The sequence below is a fragment of the Companilactobacillus ginsenosidimutans genome, from assembly GCF_001050475.1.
Classification (GTDB): Bacteria; Bacillota; Bacilli; order Lactobacillales; family Lactobacillaceae; genus Companilactobacillus; species Companilactobacillus ginsenosidimutans.
The window spans coordinates 1,135,853-1,155,420 of the sequence record NZ_CP012034.1; the positions used below are offsets into that span (position 1 = coordinate 1,135,853).

17 protein-coding genes and 1 pseudogene are annotated in these 19,568 nt (G+C 37.3%); 8 read left to right on the forward strand and 10 right to left on the reverse strand.

From position 1 onward, the window contains the following. The first annotated feature begins 101 nt into the window (after nt 1–101). From ABM34_RS06030 to ABM34_RS06045, 4 genes are all read left to right on the forward strand, one after another. On the forward strand, nt 102–1,319 hold the full coding sequence (locus ABM34_RS06030; protein WP_048704260.1) for an MFS transporter: 1,218 nt from the start codon (nt 102–104) through the stop codon (nt 1,317–1,319). Between the two features lie 18 nt (nt 1,320–1,337). Further along, a complete protein-coding gene (locus ABM34_RS06035) occupies nt 1,338–1,931 on the forward strand; it encodes an NAD(P)H-dependent oxidoreductase (protein ID WP_048704262.1) in 594 nt (197 codons plus the stop codon). Nucleotides 1,932–2,349: 418 nt separating this feature from the next. Next, on the forward strand, nt 2,350–3,057 hold the full coding sequence (locus tag ABM34_RS06040) for an AzlC family ABC transporter permease (protein ID WP_048704264.1): 708 nt from the start codon (nt 2,350–2,352) through the stop codon (nt 3,055–3,057). Further along, complete coding sequence (locus ABM34_RS06045) at nt 3,044–3,370, forward strand: AzlD domain-containing protein (RefSeq protein WP_048704265.1); 327 nt, start codon at nt 3,044–3,046, stop codon at nt 3,368–3,370. Before ABM34_RS06040 ends, ABM34_RS06045 begins: the two co-directional genes overlap by 14 nt. A gap of 62 nt (nt 3,371–3,432) precedes the next feature. On the opposite strand, the gene ABM34_RS06050 is transcribed toward ABM34_RS06045, so the two are convergent. Continuing rightward, nucleotides 3,433–3,858: a CopY/TcrY family copper transport repressor gene (locus tag ABM34_RS06050; RefSeq protein WP_048704267.1), complete on the reverse strand. Its 426-nt coding sequence runs from the start codon at nt 3,856–3,858 to the stop codon at nt 3,433–3,435. Between the two features lie 137 nt (nt 3,859–3,995). Here ABM34_RS06050 and ABM34_RS06055 point away from each other — a divergent pair, with 137 nt between their 5' ends. After that, nucleotides 3,996–5,171 carry a CynX/NimT family MFS transporter gene (locus ABM34_RS06055; protein WP_064505403.1) on the forward strand — a complete coding sequence of 392 codons (1,176 nt, stop codon included), beginning with the start codon at nt 3,996–3,998 and terminating at the stop codon, nt 5,169–5,171. Here the strand turns inward: ABM34_RS06055 and ABM34_RS06060 are convergent, their stop codons facing one another. From ABM34_RS06060 to ABM34_RS06095, 8 genes and pseudogenes are all read right to left on the reverse strand, one after another. Further along, nucleotides 5,172–6,404 carry an MBL fold metallo-hydrolase gene (locus ABM34_RS06060; RefSeq protein WP_048704268.1) on the reverse strand — a complete coding sequence of 411 codons (1,233 nt, stop codon included), beginning with the start codon at nt 6,402–6,404 and terminating at the stop codon, nt 5,172–5,174. Nucleotides 6,405–6,619: 215 nt separating this feature from the next. Beyond that, nucleotides 6,620–8,590, reverse strand: a complete 1,971-nt coding sequence (locus ABM34_RS06065) for a hypothetical protein (protein ID WP_048704269.1) — start codon at nt 8,588–8,590, stop codon at nt 6,620–6,622. A gap of 183 nt (nt 8,591–8,773) precedes the next feature. Beyond that, nucleotides 8,774–9,694: an aldo/keto reductase gene (locus ABM34_RS06070; RefSeq protein WP_048704270.1), complete on the reverse strand. Its 921-nt coding sequence runs from the start codon at nt 9,692–9,694 to the stop codon at nt 8,774–8,776. Between the two features lie 90 nt (nt 9,695–9,784). Beyond that, nucleotides 9,785–10,525, reverse strand: coding sequence for a sulfite exporter TauE/SafE family protein (locus ABM34_RS06075; protein ID WP_083988271.1), 741 nt, complete (start codon nt 10,523–10,525; stop codon nt 9,785–9,787). A gap of 78 nt (nt 10,526–10,603) precedes the next feature. Next, nucleotides 10,604–11,188, reverse strand: a complete 585-nt coding sequence (gene leuD, locus ABM34_RS06080) for a 3-isopropylmalate dehydratase small subunit (RefSeq protein ID WP_048704271.1) — start codon at nt 11,186–11,188, stop codon at nt 10,604–10,606. A gap of 1 nt (nt 11,189) precedes the next feature. Continuing rightward, nucleotides 11,190–12,563: pseudogene (gene leuC / locus ABM34_RS06085) on the reverse strand (3-isopropylmalate dehydratase large subunit). Then, nucleotides 12,541–13,620, reverse strand: a complete 1,080-nt coding sequence (gene leuB, locus ABM34_RS06090) for a 3-isopropylmalate dehydrogenase (RefSeq protein WP_048704272.1) — start codon at nt 13,618–13,620, stop codon at nt 12,541–12,543. The pseudogene leuC and the gene leuB overlap by 23 nt, the downstream one beginning before the upstream one ends. Next, nucleotides 13,617–14,780, reverse strand: a complete 1,164-nt coding sequence (locus ABM34_RS06095) for a 2-isopropylmalate synthase (RefSeq protein WP_053084450.1) — start codon at nt 14,778–14,780, stop codon at nt 13,617–13,619. Before ABM34_RS06095 ends, leuB begins: the two co-directional genes overlap by 4 nt. Nucleotides 14,781–15,360: 580 nt before the next feature. Here ABM34_RS06095 and ABM34_RS06100 point away from each other — a divergent pair. Together ABM34_RS06100 and ABM34_RS06105 are read left to right on the forward strand one after the other, a co-directional pair. Then, entirely contained in the window at nt 15,361–16,035 is a 675-nt protein-coding gene (locus ABM34_RS06100) for a helix-turn-helix domain-containing protein (RefSeq protein WP_157023198.1), read from the forward strand. Then, nucleotides 16,032–16,931 (forward strand): IS3 family transposase, encoded by a 900-nt coding sequence (locus ABM34_RS06105; protein ID WP_048702931.1) that lies wholly within the window; start codon nt 16,032–16,034, stop codon nt 16,929–16,931. Before ABM34_RS06100 ends, ABM34_RS06105 begins: the two co-directional genes overlap by 4 nt. A gap of 230 nt (nt 16,932–17,161) precedes the next feature. Here the strand turns inward: ABM34_RS06105 and ABM34_RS06110 are convergent, their stop codons facing one another. Next, nucleotides 17,162–18,340, reverse strand: a complete 1,179-nt coding sequence (locus ABM34_RS06110; RefSeq protein ID WP_048704273.1) for an ammonium transporter — start codon at nt 18,338–18,340, stop codon at nt 17,162–17,164. Between the two features lie 531 nt (nt 18,341–18,871). On the opposite strand from ABM34_RS06110, the gene ABM34_RS06115 reads away from it, so the two are divergent. Next, entirely contained in the window at nt 18,872–19,495 is a 624-nt protein-coding gene (locus tag ABM34_RS06115; protein WP_048704275.1) for a pyridoxamine 5'-phosphate oxidase family protein, read from the forward strand. Nucleotides 19,496–19,568: the final 73 nt, after the last annotated feature.

The following is a 19,568-nucleotide window of genomic DNA, read 5'->3' on the forward strand; positions in this document are numbered from 1 at the left end:
TTAATACAGTTATCCGTTGAGGTTTCGTCAAAATTCTGCTAACCTTGTAACAAGATTCAAAATAAAGGATGCCCGTGAGCATCCATTTTGGGGGAAATTTAATGAAACCAGCAGTAACTGGACCATCGAACCATCTAGATAGCTATCAAAAGAAAGTAGTTGCTTCCACGACGTCAGGTTTTGGATTGGAAAATATGGACATAATGTTTTTATCATTTGCCCTATCTTCTATAATTTCAGAGCTTCATTTGTCAGGAACACAGGCGGGATTAATCTCGACGATTACTAATATTGGTATGTTACTAGGTGGCATTTTTTTTGGAATTTTAGCCGATCGAATCGGAAGAATTAAAACATTTACTTACACCATCTTTATTTTTGCCATAGCGACCGGGGCAATGTACTTCGCCCACAACCTAACAGCTATCTATATCTGCCGATTCTTCGCCGGTATTGGTGGCGGCGGTGAGTATGGTATAGGAATGACTGTTTTAGCAGAAAGCTTTTCTAAGGACAAATTAGGACGTATCTCGTCATGGGTTGGAATGGCAGGACAAGCCGGTGCAATCATCGCTACCGTCTTGGCAACATTAATCATTCCAACACTTGGTTGGCATACACTATTCTTATTTGGTGTCATTCCAGTATTTATTACTTTCTTCATTCGTCGCCACTTAAAGGAGAGCGACACTTTCATTAAAACCTCTAAAGTTAAACATGGTAGCGTCAAAGAATTATTTGCAACACCTAAAATCGGTTATCAAACATTTGCCTTGATGATTATGGCAATCGTTCAAATTGCCGGATACTTCGGATTGATGAACTGGTTACCTACCATCATGCAGAAACAGCTTAACCTTGCAGTATCAAGCTCTACTTGGATGATTGCTACTATTTTGGGAATGTGTGCGGGGATGTTCACATTCGGTTGGATTCTAGATACACTAGGACCACGTCTAGCATTCGGAATCTTCTTAGTCTGTTCAGCCATCGGAGTTTTCATTCTGACTTTGCCTAGCAATTTGTTCTCATTGATTATCGCCGGTGCAATCGTCGGATACTTCTCAAATGGGATGTTTGCTGGATATGGAGCAGTAGTCAGTCATCTTTACCCAACCGAAATCAGAGCAACCGCCAACAACGTCATCATGAACACTGGTCGCTGTATCGGAGGATTCTCAAGTTTGGCCATCGGCTGGATTCTCGACAATCACAACGTAATGTCAGTAATGATTTTCATTTCAACACTCTACGTAATTAGTCTGATTGCCATGCTTTCCATCAGCAACCTGAGACGAGTAAACTATAAGAAGTACTAACAATCGGAGGCTCCGCCAATGAAAACAATAATTTATACGCACCCTTATCAAGATAGTTTCAATCATGCAATCCAAGAAACTATGGAGAAAATTTTTGCAGATAAACATCAGGAATCACAAGTCATTGACCTATATGGAGATAACTTTGATCCAGTAATGTCGCGCTCAGAACTAGCCAAATACAGTAGCGGCAAAACTAGTGATCCACTGGTTTCGAAGTACCAGAGGATGATTGCTGACTCTGACGAGTTAGTCTTCATTTTTCCAATTTGGTGGCACATGTACCCTGCCATGCTTAAAGGATTTATCGACAAAGTGATGTTGCATGGATTCGCATATGACTCAACTGATGAAATACCCTGGCAAGGACTGTTATCGTATATTAATCGGGTTACGGTTATTACGACTTCAACTGTCACTAAAGACTATTTGGTTGAACAATGTGGCAACCCAATTCAAGGTGTTTTCATTAATCGAACGCTGGATGATTTAGGGATTCTACCTGAGAAATCTAACTGGATTCACTATGGGAAAGTTGATAAGACTCCTAAGGAAAATCATGTTAATTTTTTAAACGAGTTGGCTGATTTATATCAAAATGGACAAAAATAATAGCAGATACCGTTTTCATTACGGTTATCTGCTATTTTTATATTCCAAATATTTCTGATAGTGATAGAATTTATAACTATTATGTTGGTCGGGGTTGGGGAAATATGTCGTCTCCAGAGCTGAGAAATATTCTTCGGCTGTGCGGGACGGTCCGAGCCCTAGTGCGGTCTCGGATCTCGGTTTGAAGCCTTTCGAAGTTCGCGAAAGTCTTCAAACACGCCCGGGGATGTAATGGCTTTCGCCATTTCTTCCCTTTCACTGCCTTCGAATATTTCTCAGCTCTTCCGACTGGGTTTGTTTCTTGTTTTATTGTGTAATCTAACTTTGATATTGTACTTATCATTTTGAACATAAAAACGAATTCGAAGAATTACTTACTAGCTTTATTTTGATTGTTGTATTTTTTAGGGGGGATTTTATGGACGATAGACTTGATACTCGTTCAGCTATCAAAGACACTTTGCCTACTGTCTTTGGTTATTTGGGGATTGGTATTGCTTTTGGTGTTGTTGGTAAAGCTACTGGTCTTAGTACTTTTTTAGTTGTTCTGACGTCATTAATTACTTATTCTGGATCGGCTCAATTTGTTTTGGTTGGTTTGTTGGTTGCGCATAGTCCGCTGCTTACTATGATTTTTTCAGTCTTTTTGGTTAATTCTAGAATGATTTTGATGAGTACTACTGTCGCTAGATATTTTAAAGATGAATCACTTCTGAAAAACATTCTTATCGGTAGTTTGATAACTGATGAGAGTTTTGCTTTGAGTATGACTAAGCTTAATCATACTGGGGAAAAGTTGAATTTCGAATGGTTCAATACTGTTAACTTGATGGCTTATTTCACTTGGGCAATTGCTTCGTTCATTGGTGCTGTCCTTGGTAACTTAATTACCGATCCCAATAAATTTGGACTGGACTTTGCCTTGGTTGCAATGTTTATCGGTTTATTATACTTGCAATTAATTAGTGACCGTTCAATCAACATGTATCTTCAACTTATCATGATTGGAATCACGCTTGTTTTAGTGTTTGTGGGACTAATTTTCATCCCCAGCAGTTTACTAATTTTGGTAGTAACACTTATTGCCTGTGCGTTAGGAGTGATATTGAAAAATGCCTTCTTTTAGTTTTGTAGTTTTAACCATATTTAGTACCGGTCTAGTAACTTGGCTATCTCGTATCATGCCATTTTGGATTTTGCGTAAAGTGAAGCTGTCTCCGAAAGTAATCGAGTTCTTGAGCTTTGTTCCTATCGTAATTATGTCAGCCCTTTGGTTCGAAAATTTGTTCCATCAAAATGTCGGATACTTGCCTACTGTTGATTGGCCAAACTTGTTTGCCTCAGTTCCCACTGTCATTTCTGCGATAATTAGTCGTAGCCTATTAGTTGTTGTGGTAGTTGGAGTAATTTCTTTAGCCGTAATCAGAATGTATTTCTAAAAAATAACAGGACACAATTTCTTAATTGGAATTGTGTCCTGTTTTGGTTTTTTTAAATATAATCAGCAATTACAGTTTCCGGGTATGCAATTACACTGAATGTTAGTAACGGGACTCTTTTTAGATAGTGACTCTGTTATTTTGTCGATATCTGCTTGTGTCAATTCCGATTCATCAATAATTGAAGATATCGCATTCCCGACTTTCTTGGCACAAACTTGGTCGAAAAACTGTTTAGTAGTAATTTCAATTGTATCTTCTTCAGGCATGGTAGCTGAATAGATAAATTTATTACCGTCTTTTTCAGCCTTGATAATGTCCTTATCCATCAACCTTCTCAATAAAGTTTTTACAGTCGCTGGTTTCCAGTCCATTGATTCACCTAAAATATCAGTTAACTCTCTTGAAGTGGCCGTTCCTAATGACCAGATAACTCGCATTATCCGCCACTCGGCAGTAGTGATATTAATATCTTTTACATTTTCCATAACTTGACCTCAATTTGCTTGTTAGTAATAGTCTAGCTTAATTTTGCCAAATGACAAGCTAACAAAAATTGATATCACTTTGTGGAATTTCGATTTTAGCATATACTGGAATTACTGAATTATAGGGGGATCTATTTTTGAAAAACAAGAATCAAAGCTGGTTTATCTTTAGTATGATGCTAATTGCAGCCAATTTGCGATTACCAATTACTGTCATTCCACCGCTTCTAAAAAACATTGAAAGTGAACTTGGAGTTCCAAGCTCATTAGTTGGATTGGTAACCTCAATTCCACTAATTGCCTTTGCAGTTTTCAGCCCAATTATCGTTAAAATTGCCAAAAAATTTGGTAACGAACTAACAGTGTTTGTATTTTTCATCATCCTAATTGGGGGAAGTTATTTGAGAATCATCCCATCAATTTGGGCATTATTTATCGGTACAGCCTTAGTAGGTATTGGAATCGATAGTGGAAACGTCCTAGTTCCTGCGATGATCAAAGATCATCTACCCAATAAAATCCCACTGGGAACTGGATTATATACACTGTCAATGTTACTAATCGGTGCCATCGGTACAGCCTTAGCAGGGATATTCATCACAAAAATTAGTCTTGGCACTACTTTAGCAATCCTGTCAGCCTTAAGTATCCTAGCATTGATACTTTGGATACCAAATTTAAAATCAAATACAAAAGACAAAACAACTAACACAAAAGAAATTCCCAACTATCGAACAGTTTGGAATCAAAGAGTGGGTTGGCTAATCACGCTTTACTTCGGTCTGCAGTCACTAGTTTATTATTCACTGCTAACCTGGACACCATCAGTCCTCGAAAGTCACGGAGTAACTCCAGTAGTATCAAGCAACTTATTAACCCTATTACAATTAAGTGGTCTACCATGTTCATTCATAGTTCCAATGTTTGCCTCAAAGTTAAACGGAAGAAGATTTCTAGACGCCTTCCTAATTATCGGATACGTCTTTGGACCATTAATGTTCTTACTTAACATCCAAACAACTTGGATACTCGTAGTAATCTCATTCTTAACTGGCTTCGGATCAGGTATCGCCTTCAACGAAGCAATCTACTTCTTCACTAATAAAACAACTAATCCATATCAAACTGCCGAAGTATCCGGAATGGCACAATCAGCCGGTTACCTATTAGCAGCGTTTGGACCGGTAGTCTTTGGATATCTCCACGGACTAGCAGGCAGCTGGGCACCAACAATGATAATCATGACAGTAATGTCGATAATCCTAGTTACCGCTGGAATTGTGATTAACCATCATAAACCAATTGCTGAATAGTTATTCCAGCTTAATTTTCTTATTAGTTTTAGGCAGAATGAATTCCGTATCTAGTGATTCCATAGCTTTAGCAGCTAATTCAGGATGGTACGAATGCCATGGCACTGTTTGCTTGGCTCCAACAGCATCAACTAGAAAAACTAAATCATGCTTGGATGCATGTCCACTGGCAGAAAAATCGATGTATTGAAAATTGTAACTATTCAAACTTTGCTTTAAGTCTTCAAAATCGCGGCCATAACTAACTTTTGGAAATCCATTGCTGTGTAAATACAGTCCAGAATTAACACGCTCTAAATAATTGATATTTTCAAAACTGTTTTGTAATACATAATTCTTAGGGTTACTTTTAATATCGTCCAATGAAACAACTTCAAATTTACTTGAAGTTGTTTTTTTATTGATTGATTCTTTGAGTACTGCCAAGTTCAGCTTAGGATGAAACGATTGAATTACCAATGCATACTTTTCTTCTAAAACTAGTTTTCTTTCAAAATGACTAGCTTTACTAAAAAGCTTTTCAAGTCTATCTACATTGAACGGATCAACATTGATCACAATCAAATCTCGGCGTTGAACAATTAAATCCTTAAATTGACTTCTAAGTGAATTTTCATTATTAATATACAAGCGACAATTGTCAGAAAAGCTATAAGACGTAGAATCGAATAAAAATAAATCAATTTTCCTTTTATTGAATTTTCTTATCCAATGAAAGACTTGATCCTTATTCGGTCCTGTTAATCTAACATCCCCAGAAATACCAATGCTGTGTTCACCATCAGAAATCAACAATGACTGGCTACCCTTAACACCACAATCACTAGAGAAACTTCGAACCGTGAATTCTCCAACAACTAATTCCTGTGGCAAAGGTTTAAGTTTTACAGATATTGGTTGAATCAATTTATTTTCAACAAGAGATTTATATAATTCAAGACTAGTTTCTGATGCATAAATTGTAATATCCGATCTAAGATAAACGGCAGCATTAAAGTTATCGACATTCATACTAGTTAAGATGATTGCTTGATTAATGTATGAAGGTTTCTGATCAGTAAATAAATCTGGAAAATTTGGCAACACATGAGACTTGATCAATTTCTTTGGAGAACTCGACTTAAAACCACCCACCATGCCAAAATCAATGATTAGCCTTGAGGAATCATTAGTAATCTCGACAATGTTTCCTTCAACATCGCGTGAACCATTCACAAATTTAAGTATAGTCATCATAATCTCCAGATTAGTTCGTGATAATCAATGGAATTGAAATAATTAATATTACATTCGCAAGTAATAGATTGAATATCCGAATTATTTTGAATAGTGTTTGAATATAGTTTGTATTATGAGTGATTAATACCGATATAGCAATGATTTTAAAATTAATAAAAAAAAACAACCATTATTGTTTCGTACAACAATGATTGCTAATTATACAGAAACTAAACCGATTGAGTCATTGTCCAATAGAGAAGACCAGTGTAAGTATCATTTGATACTGAAAATCCAGGTAAAATTCTTAGCTTTAGCTTATCGATCAATAATTTTGTTAAATCTAGTTGATATTCTTGTTTAACGGGAACGTGTACATTATTAGAAATGTGGATATTTCCCGTCTGATATTTGTTTTTATCATCCCAATAAAGTCCAAAATTGGCCTGTTGGTTTTGACTGTTATAGAACTGAGAGGCAACAACATTAACTGTCGTATGATTGATTGTATGATTTACCGGGAAATCAATTAATAGTTTCCCTACGATTTTTGGCTTTACAGAATCATAATCACTATTATCTTGATCCAGTATTCCAAAATCAATACTATCTGGAATCATCAACGTAGCTGGAATTGTTTGTGCTGGTGGAACAGTGACTGTTGGTGGGACTATTGGCTTTGGGGGAACTATTGGTTTTGGGGGAGAAACTACTGTACCAGTTTCACCCATTGTTCTTCCAAACCAAAAGTAATCAGACCTTGTCACATTTGATCCATCGACCCACTCAACGAAGAGATTATGAATCTCTCCATCCAGAAATCCTGCGAACAATGTACTGGCGGGAAATTCCCATTTATTTCCTTTACTAACTACTTTTATTTTTATAGTTGGACGATATTGATTATCTACAAATACATGTAGATCATCTCCATAAGGGACATCGCCTGAAGGCGAATACGTTCCTTTTACATCAAAGCTCTCTGAATTACTATTGATTCCATAAGCTTTTTCTGGAGTTGTATTTTCTCTCGGATTAGTAATTTTTAATATTCTGGAACTGTCTGTTTTTTCTAACAATTGTGGTTGATTTTCCGAAGCAATTGTTGACGAAACATAACTAATGGATAAATTACTTTCCGGTTTAAAACTAACTATGTCTGACTGAAGTTGAAGTTCAGCACTTTTATGAACTTCTATGACAGGCGTTGGCTTTATTTTTCCAGTTGTCAAGAAATCTGAAAGGAAATCTCCAGTCAGTGTTCTGTGATACAAGGGGGCCCATGGCACGTTGTTCAATCCATCATTAGGTGTTACCCCTTTAATAAAAGTCGGAATGGTTGTTATCCAATTATTACCTCCATCTAAACTTGATAATAGCTGGATATTATACTTTTCAGATTCATCTTTAGTCTGATACTGGATTTGCCCATTGCTTTCAGTCGGAATTAAATAATCCCCTTGTTTATTACCACTCTCATCAATAGATTCCTGATTGTCCTTATTGAGAACTATCTTCTTAATGAGTTGCCCGGAAAATTGGTAAATATCGTTAGTTCCAATATTTTGAAAATTTATATTAGTTACTACTTGGTTATCTCCGTTAAATTTTTGAGTGATTGTAATTCTCAGTTTATTTTGATTAAATGTTTGATCATATTCAATCTTCTGTTCTGGAGATTGAGTCTCTTTATTGAATGCATAATAAAACTGGACATTTTCTGGAACAGAATTAATTGAACCGTCATTATTTGACTGCTGACCTGATTTGAACGTTATCTTTGTTCCTTGTGATCCTGATACATTATCCTTGGCTTCACCGTCACCGGATGCGGATGTATAAATATGCGTTGCTTTTGTCAACAAGTCAGTTCCAACATTAAGTGAATTTGGTATTGTAATATTATGCGAAAAATTTATTGTTGCCTTATTTGGAGCTATTACATTATTAGATTTATCATCTAAATATTCGTTAATCGTCTTATTTGAATTAATTTCATTAATATCTCCAAAATACATCAATGGAACAGATGTGCTTCCATCGCTGTTCATTACCGATTTACCAGCAGATATTATTAGTTTGTCGGAGGGAGTCCAATCAACTTGATCTGCAGACACTGTATTTTCATCATGATTAATTACAATCAAAAATGAGCAAATGGCTGTTAACACAATAAAAAATGCTGATAATATTTTACTCATATGAACTCCTCCCCAAATATTTCCAATAAAAGCATAAATCAAAGGAAAAGAAAATACTCATATGAAATCGTTATCATGTAAATCACATTGTTTTCAAATTATATATTAATTTCACACTATTTCTTAAATAATATGAATTACAAAAAAACCACTGAATAAAAGTTATTCAGTGGTTTCTTAATTTTATGCAAATTCAGCAAATGCTTCATCGATTGCGTGGTAATCGCTATTTCTCAAATTGATATCTAATGATTTCACATTTTGATCAACTTGTTCTGGTACTCTTGCACCTGGTATGACGATTGAGATATCTGGATTTTGCATGTACCATGCCAACACTACTTCGGCAATGTTTGAGTTTGTCTTGTTGGCAATCTTGTGTACGACGCCTAGTGCATCCATGATGTCACTATACTGGTCAGCTGTGAATTGGCTGAATTTCTTGGCATCCCCTAGATTGTATTTTCCTGTTAACAATCCTGAGGCTAGTGGGAAATATGGTACGAATGAGATTTTATTCTTTCTCAAATATGGGAATAAGCTCTTTTCAGCATCACGATGTACCAAGCTGTAATTGTCTTCGACGATGTCTACCAGGCCGTCTTTATTGGCTTCTTTGATTTGGTCTAATGAGAAATTAGACAAGCCGATTGCTTTGATTTTTCCAGCTTTCTTCAACTCATTTAATGCTGCGACTGCCTCATTCTTTGGCGTATTTTCGTCTGGATAGTGAATATAAAAAATATCAATATAGTCTGTCTTGAGACGTTTCAACGCATCATCAACAGCCTTTTTCAAAAACTCTGGGCTATTGTCTGGCTTGTTGTCGTTGTCAGGATTTTGGGCAGCCTTTGTGGCGATAACTAATTTGCTACGATTGTAGTCTTGAATCACGTCGCCAATAATCTCTTCAGAACGACCATTACCGTACATATAAGCGGTGTCTAATGTAGTAATGCCACTGTCGATTGCTTCTTTAACAACAGCGTAACCATCTTCGTCCTTCAAATTTTGAAAAATGTTGTGTCCACCAACTTTGTTTGTACCTAGTCCTAATTTCTTACTAGTAACGTCGGACTTTCCAACCTTAATTAAATTATCCATATGCATGCCTCCAACTATAAATTAATACCCTTAGCATAACGCAATTTATTTAAAAAAAATAAGATTATGCTAACTTTCATAATCTTATCGCTATCCTTTTATAATCAACATAACTCCGAACAAAGTTAACATTGCATAGACGTATTTGACCATCTGAACGCTATTTATCTTTTTACTGACCCAATTTGCAAAAGGAATCAAAATCAACAGTAACGGAATTGAAATCAAAAGTATTTTAACCACTTCCATATTCCAAAATCCAGATACAGCCTGACTGGAAACCACAATCACTCCTACGCACATAAAATGAGCCTGAAGAATTCCTCTGAATTCATCCGCCGTCCAATTTTTCAACGTTCCATAAATTGCTATTGCCACACCATGACTGTTATAAGCACTGCCTAACAAACCTGAGATTAATCCAAAAAAGTAGTCCCACCAATTGGAATCCAACTGAGTTGAAACTTTTCTTACTCTGAATGAATTGAAAAAACTATACAGGCCATAAATTATCAGGAATCCACCCAAAACTCTGGCAACTGTCGCCGCGCTGGAATACTTTACTAGTGCGATTCCGACGGGAATTCCTAGAATTGAACCAATCACCATCCTGCGAATCACTGCCCAATTTATTGACGTACGATATTTGAACGCTGCTGGAATTGCGACTAGAAATCCTGTCACACCAATCAAGGCCGTCGAAGTTTTCAAGTCGAATGAAATTAACGTGAGAAGCGGCATGGCAGCGAGTGCATCCCCAAAACCGAAGACAGTTCTAATGAATGCTCCGAACAAAATTATTAATATCACTAGTATTTCAGTTTGTGTCAACCTGCCATCCCCTTCGATTACTACTAAATAGTGTATCGAAGATTGGTAGTAAAAGACAGCCAGGTTCAATCACAAATACTAATTAAAATTTGGCATCTTGCTTTCAAAATCTTCAATTTTATTTTCGTAACCCATCGTAATCGCAATGTCGTCCAAACCATTGATAAACTTGCGTTTCCAAAGGGGATCAATATCAAAATCAAAAGTGAAATCTCGATATCTTACTTGTTGGTTGGGCAAGTCTATGGTTATTTTTTCGTCCGCCGGTGCTCCTGCCAAAATTTTCCGTTGGTCTTCTGGCAAAGTAATTGCTAGCAATCCATTCTTAGTACTATTCATATAAAATATATCGCTGTATCCACCCGCAATAACGGCTTTAAAGCCGTAATCTTTCAATGCCCAGACGGCATGTTCACGTGATGATCCACAGCCAAAATTATCTCCGGTAACCAGAATAGTCGCTTTCTGTCTGTCGCTGTCATTCAAGACAAAGTCAGGATTTGGCTTTCCGCCTGGCAAGTATCGCCAATCGTAAAACAAGTCCTTGCCATAACCAACTTTCAAAATATTCTTTAGAAACTGTTTGGGAATTAGTTGATCAGTATCAATATTTTCTTTCATTATAGGAACTGATGTGTCAGTAATTACTGTGATTGGTTTCATATTAAATAGCTTCCTTTCTGATATCAATGAAGTGTCCGTGAACAGCTGCAGCTGCGACCATGGCTGGACTGGCCAAATGTGTCCTTGATCCAGCACCTTGGCGCCCTTCAAAATTTCTGTTCGAGGTTGATGCACAATGAACCCCTGCTGGAACTCGATCTGGATTCATCCCTAAGCAAGCTGAACATCCAGGTTCTCTCCATTCACAACCGGCGTCTTTAAAAATTTTATCCAAACCTAGTTCTTCTGCTCGTTCCTTAATTGCCCGTGACCCTGGAACAACCAAGGCAGTGACTCCGTCAGCAATATGGTGACCCTTTAAACTTTCAGCTGCCACTTTCAAGTCAGAAAGTCTGCCATTCGTGCATGAACCGAAGAAGGCAAATCTAATTGGAATTTCGGGAGCTGTTTCACCTGGTTTCAATCCAACATACTCATAGGCTTTTTTATCATCATCGTTTTCAATTGTTGGAAATGGTTTGTCGACTGGAACTGACATTCCGGGATTGGTCCCCCATGAGACAAATGGAGCCAAATCTGACACATCGAAGTCGATAACTTTGTCAAAAGCTGATTCGTCATCAGTATAAAATTGTTTCCAATATTCAACTGCTTTATCGAATTTCTTTGGAGCATATTTACGGCCTTTCACATAGTCAAAAGTAGTTTGGTCAGGTTGAACGCTGCCCATCTTGGCGCCACCTTCAATAGCCATATTACAAAGAGTCATACGCTCTTCCATGCTCATATTACGAATTGTATCGCCATAAAACTCGACACCATAGCCAGTTCCAAATGACACGCCTTCGCGTGCAATAATACCCATGATAATATCCTTAGAATAAACTCCATTGGGAAGTTTTCCGTGAACGTGAATACCCATAGTCTTTGGTTTCGTTTGCCAGATAGTTTGAGTTGCCAAAACATGCTCTACTTCACTAGTACCAATCCCGAATGCGATAGAACCAAAAGCTCCGTGCGTTGCTGTATGTGAGTCACCACAAACGATAATCATGCCTGGTTGAGTCAATCCAAGTTGTGGACCAATTACGTGGACAATTCCCTGATCTTCAGAACCCATACCTGCCAATCTAACTCCAAATTCTTCTGCATTGTGTTGTAAAGTATCGATTTGTTTACGCGAAATTGCATCTTTGATATTAAAAATATCGACCGTAGGAACATTATGATCCATCGTCGCAAAATTTCTCATTGGTTGGCGGACTTGGCGATTATTTTCTCGTAATCCTTAGAAAGCTTGTGGAGATGTAACTTCGTGTAATAGTTGCAAGTCAACATATATCAATTGTGGGTCGCCAGTTTTTCCAGCAATCACATGTTTATCCCAAATTTTATCGAACATTGTTTGTGGCATAATTATCACTACTTTCCCTAATATTATTAATTATTTCAGAAGTAACTTCAGTAGTCGTACTCTTGCCACCAAGGTCAGGAGTGACGACTTTTTTGTTAATAGCAACTTCAATTGCATTATTTATTCGAGTGGCCAAGTCACCACGATCAAATGAGTTTTCCAACATCATCGCAACTGATTTGATCATCGAAATTGGATTAGCAATTCCCAGCCCGGCGATGTCAGGAGCGGAACCATGAATTGGTTCATATAATGCCGGGCCATTTTCTCCTACACTCATCGATGGAATAGTTCCTAATGATCCAGTGATTTCTGCCGCTTCATCGCTCAAGATGTCGCCAAACAAATTTTCAGTCAAAATCACATCAAATTTCTCAGGTTCAGAAATAACTTTCATAGCCATCGCATCCACATAACTGCAGTCAAATTCAACTTTGAGATACGAATCTGCAATACGTCCTACGACCTCGCGCCACAACTTGCTAGTGGCCAAAACATTTGCTTTATCAACCAAAGTCACATGCTTGTTTCGACGCATCGCCATATCAAATGCAACTTTCGCCACACGTTCAATCTCACCAGTCGAATATGACATCGTATCAACCGCACCCGCTGCCGATTTGGTCCTTGGAGTTCCGAAGTAAATTCCACTCGTCAATTCACGTACGATAACGAAGTTCACTTCATGCTCAATTTTTATTGGAGAATAATCTTGCATGGCTTCACTGATCTGAGTTGGACGAATGTTGCTGAACAGGTTTAACTTCTTACGAATTTCCAGCAATCCTGCTTCAGGGCGTTTGGCTGCGTTATCCCATTTTGGACCACCTATTGCTGACAACAGCACGGCATCACTGTTCTTACAAGCTTGCAAAGTCCTGTCTGGTAATGGAACTCCTTCGGAATCAATTGCCTCACCCCCGAATGGAACGGAATTAATTTCATAATCAAAATTCTGATTTTCCGTTGCTGCCTTCAGGACTTCCAAACCAGCATTCATGATTTCTGGTCCGATATAATCACCTTTTAGCACTGCTATTTTTTTCTTATCCATCATGCTGTCACCTTATTGACCTCTCGCATAATATTTTTAAGTTCCGATTCTGAAACTATTGAAGTGTTATCGGCAATGTTCTTAAATCGTGGGAAGATAACTTTCATATCATCACGTGTAACTTGATATCCCATTGTTTGTAGTTTCTGCATTACTGCATGTGAGCCGGAAAGTTTCCCTAGTGGAAGACTGGTTTTGTTTGCTCCGACAACTGCCGGTGTAAGAATTTCATATGTCTGTGGATTCTTGAGCATTCCATCTTGATGGATACCTGATTCGTGAGCAAAGGCATTGGCACCAACAACCGCTTTATTGTGTGGCACTGCCATTTCTGAACAGTGACTGATCATGTCGCTAGTTTTCTTAGTTTCTGCCATATCAATATTATTTTCGGCATGATAGTAATCTTTGCGGACATACATTGCTGCGGCAACTTCTTCCAGGGCAGCATTCCCAGCGCGTTCACCAATTCCATTGATAGTTCCTTCAATCCGAGTGGCACCAGCTTTGATTGCTTCAAGACTGTTAGCAACTGCCATACCTAAATCATCGTGGCAATGTACGGAAAAAGTTATTTGATCAAACATTGGAATATTGTTGCGAAGATTCTTGAACAATTTTTCAAATTCCTGTGGGTTGGTATATCCGACAGTATCAGGAATATTGATTACTGTGGCTCCAGCATCAATTGCTGCCTGGATAGATTCAACTAAAAAGTCTGGCTCTGTTCTAGTAGCATCCTCAGGTGAAAATTCCACGATATCAAAAAATTTATGTGCATAATCCACACTATAAGTGATTGCATCAATTACTTGTTCTTTCGTCATATTCAACTTGTCCTCACGATGAATTGGACTAGTTGCAATAAAAACATGAATCTGTTTATGCGTTGCCATGGATGTTGCTTTAACACAGGCATCGATATCGCCTTTTCTGGCTCTAGCTAATCCAGTAACTCTTGCATGTTTAACTGCTTTAGCAACTGCAGTCACCGCTTCAAAATCACCTTTAGATGCCACGGGAAAGCCTGCTTCGATCACATCAACTCCCCAGTTCTCAAGTTGTTTAGCAATTGCAACTTTTTCATCAATACTGAAATTGACGCCTATCGTTTGTTCTCCATCTCGTAATGTCGTATCGAAAAATTGAATATATTTGCTCATAATAACTTCCTCCATTTTCTTTTTTGAAATAAAAAAAACACCTCATTACAAGAATGAGGTGTGAAAAGTTTCGTCAAGCCCCATTCCCTAAACGCAAATAGGACTCGACATAATATGTCAGAGTCCTGGTCAGAGCAATAAGGCTAGTAAGAAGGCTACAGATTTGTTTGATTTTACTGATTTGGCATTAGTTGTATTAAACATGTGATGTAACCTCCTTATTTGATATTTGTATACTAGCATTAGATTTTTTAATGTTCAACCATAAATTTTAATTTAATTATTATTTTAGAAATAGATAATTCCTTTAAGCCTAATAATCACGGCTTCAATCGATATTTTGGAAAATTAAGAAAAAATAAAGTAAGAACAGTTTGGTACTCTGAAGGATGCCGTCTGCAGGTCTGGGAATATTTGTCTGCTGTGCGGGACGGGCCAAGCCCAAGTGCGGTCTTGGCCCTCGGTTAGAAGCCTTTCGAAGTTCACGAAAGTCTTCAAACTCGCCCGGTGGTGTTTGAGATACTTACGATGTGGTTGACATTTGAAATGTAATAATTTTGATCACTTCGGAGGTATTAATATGTGGAAATATACTCAAAAAGAAAAATATAACCTTATCAAGGAATTTGAAAAATCTGATTTACCTCGACAGACATTTGCGAAAACCAAAGGAATCAGTCCCGAAACGTTTAGGGACTGGAATAATTACTACAAAGAGAATGGTTATGAAGGACTAAGGAATAGTAAATCACGTACGTTTTATAGTGCTGAAACAAAGATCAACTCTGTTCGTGCATATGCGAATGGTGAAGGTAATCTAAAGCAAGTATGTGAAAAATTCGGAGTGAAATCATCTAAACAACTCAGAATGTGGTTGATACAGTATAATAATGGCAAGACTCTTAAGGCTACGCCTGTCAGGAAGAAGGTCACTGCTGTGCCAAGAAAAACAACGATAGATGAAAGAATTGAAGTTGTAGAATTCATTCTTAATAAACATCATTCCTATTCAGAAGCATCTGAACGATTTGATGTTTCTTATCAACAAGCTCGGCTTTGGGTTATGAAAGTCCAAGGTGATGGCTATAAAGCTCTCGTAGATGAGCGTGGCCATAGGATTCATCATAAAGCAGAAGAGATTAGTGAACTAGAGAAATTGAAACTTGAAAACCGTGAACTCAAAGCAAAATTGAATGAACAAGAAGCCATTGCGGCGTTTGAAAAAAAATTAAACGAACTTCAGCACAGGGGGTGAATTCACAACGAAAGCTGTCTTACCAGGCAATAATGGAGGTCAGCGAAGGTAATCATGGATGGAAATCTATTCTATTAGACCATATAGGTGTTTCTAGACAAGCGTTAAATAAGTTCTTACATCATAGGAAGACAGATTGGGAACACAAAAATGATTTATTGACTGAAGTTGTTCTTAAGACATATAAAGATCATTTTCAAAGAATTGGTGCGGGAAAGATTCTTTCTCATATTACAAAGGAACACCTTCTAGATTTTGAGGTCACGTACTACCAAGTTAGGCGTGTAATGAGAAGTGAAGGTATTAGTTGTAAATCAAAAGCAAAAAAGCGAAGTCGTAAAGATGACAATGATCAGCATGAAAAAGACAATGTATTAAACCAGAATTTTGAAGTGGAAAAACCAAACATGGTTTGGCTATCTGATTCAACCCAATTGGAATTTGGAATCAAAGAAACACACAAAGTAAAACTCAGTGGAATACTAGATTTGTGCAGTCGTAAAATAATTGGATCTTTTATAAGTCCATCAGAGACTGCAGAAGCTGAAATTGCGATGTTCAAAGAAACTTTTGAGGAAATGGGCGACGTTCATCCAATGGTACATACTGATCGTGGACCTGCATTCACAGCCGTTAGCTTTAATAAATTGTTGGATGAACACAAAGTAATAAGAAGTTTTTCAAGACCAGGCACCCCATATGATAATTCACCAATGGAGAGCTGGTGGAGTAATTTTAAGGGAATCTGGATGGATAGTCATCCAAGACCAGCAACTTTAGAAGCACTGATTAAGCTAGTACAAGATGGAATTGATTATTTCAATAACATTGATAGATTGCCAACAAAAAATGGCCTTACTCCAGAAGAATGCTGGAATAAAGCCATTGCAAAGTAGTTTATAATATTTTAATTGTTTAAATGTCAACTTGACAACGCAAGTTCAGTTATAGCTGACGCAATAACGCCACTTTCACTGCTGACAAATATTTCCAGACCTTCCGACTAGTTTAGTCAAAAAAAACAAAGTCTAATACGAGTAATTATATATAATGCTACTTTCAATATTTCTTACCAAAAAAAAGTTGTATCTTACTTGATTTCCCAAGTTTGATACAACTTTTTTCATTATGCTAAATTAAGTGGTGCATCGATTCCTACTTCATTGCTGAAGAATCTTCTAACTACAAAGACTATTACGACACCTATGATTGATACAAATGCCACTGTGAAAAGTACACCTATGAATTGGACTCCTAATAGTTTTAATCCACCGCCGTAGAACAATCCGTTGTTAACTACGTTGTTATCGATAGTTTTGTTGGCAAAAAGTCCGACACACAAGGATCCGATAATTCCGCTAACTCCATGACTTCCGAAAATATCTAGATAGTCATTTAGATGTAATTTATATTTCAAATTATTCATGAAGTAGAAACTTCCTAACGCGGATACAATACCAATGATGAACGCTCCAATCACCGATACGTATCCTGTCCCTGGAGTAATGCCGACCAATCCACAAATACTTCCAGTACAAATACCGTTGACACTAACTCGTGCTTTGAATAACTTTTCCAAAATTGCCCAAGTAATTAACGCGGCACAGGCTGCTACCGTTGTTGTAAAGAAAGCGTCAATTGCTTGAGTATTAACTTTCAAAGCTGAACCGGCGTTAAATCCATACCAACCGATCCACAACAAAACCGTTCCCATTAATATCCACATAGGATTTCCTGGTACATTTTCATTGTTATATTTATATGGTCCACGCAAAGTTATTGCAAGGATCATTGCTGTGATACCAGCATTGATGTGAATAACTGTCCCACCGGCGAAATCTAGTACTCCGAGTTGAGCCAAAAATCCATTTGGTGCCCAAACAAAATGAGCTAATGGATAATAAACTAGCAGTGACCAAAATACTACAAACAGCGCAATAAATTTAATCCGTGCACGACTCGCAACTGCTCCGAGGAACAGTGCAGGTGTTAATACCGCGAACATCATTTGGAACAATAAATAGACGTCTGTTGGCAAACCTGTATTTCCATATGGAGCGGTTAAATCAATTCCAGTTAAAAATATATGCTTCAAATTACCGATAATTCCGAGACTACTATCACCAAAAGTTAGTGGAAATCCGACAACTATCCACATCAAACCTGCTATACCAAACATTAAAAATGTATTGAATAGGATCCTGGTTATATCTCTTTTTGGCACGAAACCACTATAAAATATAGCAATTCCGGGTACCATTAGAAAGACTAACATTGTTGATAGGAGCATAAACACGATGTTCATAACAATCACATTCTTTTCGTTTGGATTTTAATGATTTATTGTAGACTGGTTTATTTGTTTTGTATACCATTTTTATTATATTTCTTTAATAAGATTATAAATATCATAATTATATAGTTGAGTTTTTTTATTTTGAGTTATATTTTTGTTTTGGATGTGATTGGGTATTTGGTTCACTGCCGCCTAGAGGCTCCGTACGAGGGGGCTGGAACGCTGGCGACATCATTCCAAGCCTTCCAAAGTTCGGGAAGTCTTGGAAATGAGTCTTTCACTAAGTTGACTTCGTCAACTAAGAGAAATGTGCCGGCTGAGCGCCCCTCGTACTCCACCTCCAGGCTAGAGTACATTCAAATACAAAACTTTTTTTGTGTGGGACCGGTGTTCACTTTAGTGTTGTTGTAATACTTTATCTTGTGAGTTTGCGTTCATGTTTTTTGTTAATCTCACTCTTGGATTTTGGAGATGCATCTTTCAAAAATTAATTGCAGGTATATAATTAACCCAACTTTATTTATAACTTGGGGGCATTTTATGAATAACGAAGTTTATCATGATCATTCAGTCATTAATTGGACATTGGATCACTGCAAAATATTGCATCTAGGACTTTCTAACGATAAAGGAACTTTTGTCGTACCTGTAAATTATGGTTACGAGGAAACATCAAATGGACAATATGTGATTTTCATTCATGGCACTTCCAATGGTGATAAGGGTGAGGCATTGAATAAGCAATCCTCCATCAGTTTTGAAGCCGACGGTGGACATGAAGTTTTAACTTACACTCCACCTTCAGAAGGCGCATTTGGTCCCGCGTTTAGAAGCGTAATGGGAAAAGGGCAAGTTAAGAAAATTGTGGATAACAAAGAAAAAGTACACGCATTGAGAACCATCATCCACAACTATGTATTAGATATACCAGTAGCTTTACATGCCGAAACAATGGAAAACGTTCCAGTCTGGAAAATATCAGTAACCGACATTACCGCAAAAATTCATCATCCAACAAAAGAATGGCAAACCGCACTCGGTATAAAAGCTCCACTATCAAAGGGAATCCATTACGATACAAATGGTGCAATACTAAGTACAGATTCAACAAATGAGGATAATACCTTAGATACAATTTCGAGTGCATCGAAATCAGCTAATTAAATTCAAAAAAACTTCTTTCAATCAAATTTGAAAGAAGTTTTTTTTATCAGCTGAACACCCGTAATACGATGAA

Coding starts and splice junctions, on each gene's coding strand:
- ABM34_RS06030 (WP_048704260.1), top strand. CDS start 102: ATGAAACCAGCAGTAACTGGACCATCGAACCATCTAGATAGCTATCAA.
- ABM34_RS06035 (WP_048704262.1), top strand. CDS start 1,338: ATGAAAACAATAATTTATACGCACCCTTATCAAGATAGTTTCAATCAT.
- ABM34_RS06040 (WP_048704264.1), top strand. CDS start 2,350: ATGGACGATAGACTTGATACTCGTTCAGCTATCAAAGACACTTTGCCT.
- ABM34_RS06045 (WP_048704265.1), top strand. CDS start 3,044: ATGCCTTCTTTTAGTTTTGTAGTTTTAACCATATTTAGTACCGGTCTA.
- ABM34_RS06050 (WP_048704267.1), bottom strand. CDS start 3,858: ATGGAAAATGTAAAAGATATTAATATCACTACTGCCGAGTGGCGGATA.
- ABM34_RS06060 (WP_048704268.1), bottom strand. CDS start 6,404: ATGACTATACTTAAATTTGTGAATGGTTCACGCGATGTTGAAGGAAAC.
- ABM34_RS06065 (WP_048704269.1), bottom strand. CDS start 8,590: ATGAGTAAAATATTATCAGCATTTTTTATTGTGTTAACAGCCATTTGC.
- ABM34_RS06070 (WP_048704270.1), bottom strand. CDS start 9,694: ATGGATAATTTAATTAAGGTTGGAAAGTCCGACGTTACTAGTAAGAAA.
- leuD (WP_048704271.1), bottom strand. CDS start 11,188: ATGAAACCAATCACAGTAATTACTGACACATCAGTTCCTATAATGAAA.
- leuB (WP_048704272.1), bottom strand. CDS start 13,620: ATGATGGATAAGAAAAAAATAGCAGTGCTAAAAGGTGATTATATCGGA.
- ABM34_RS06095 (WP_053084450.1), bottom strand. CDS start 14,780: ATGAGCAAATATATTCAATTTTTCGATACGACATTACGAGATGGAGAA.
- ABM34_RS06100 (WP_157023198.1), top strand. CDS start 15,361: ATGTGGAAATATACTCAAAAAGAAAAATATAACCTTATCAAGGAATTT.
- ABM34_RS06110 (WP_048704273.1), bottom strand. CDS start 18,340: ATGAACATCGTGTTTATGCTCCTATCAACAATGTTAGTCTTTCTAATG.
- ABM34_RS06115 (WP_048704275.1), top strand. CDS start 18,872: ATGAATAACGAAGTTTATCATGATCATTCAGTCATTAATTGGACATTG.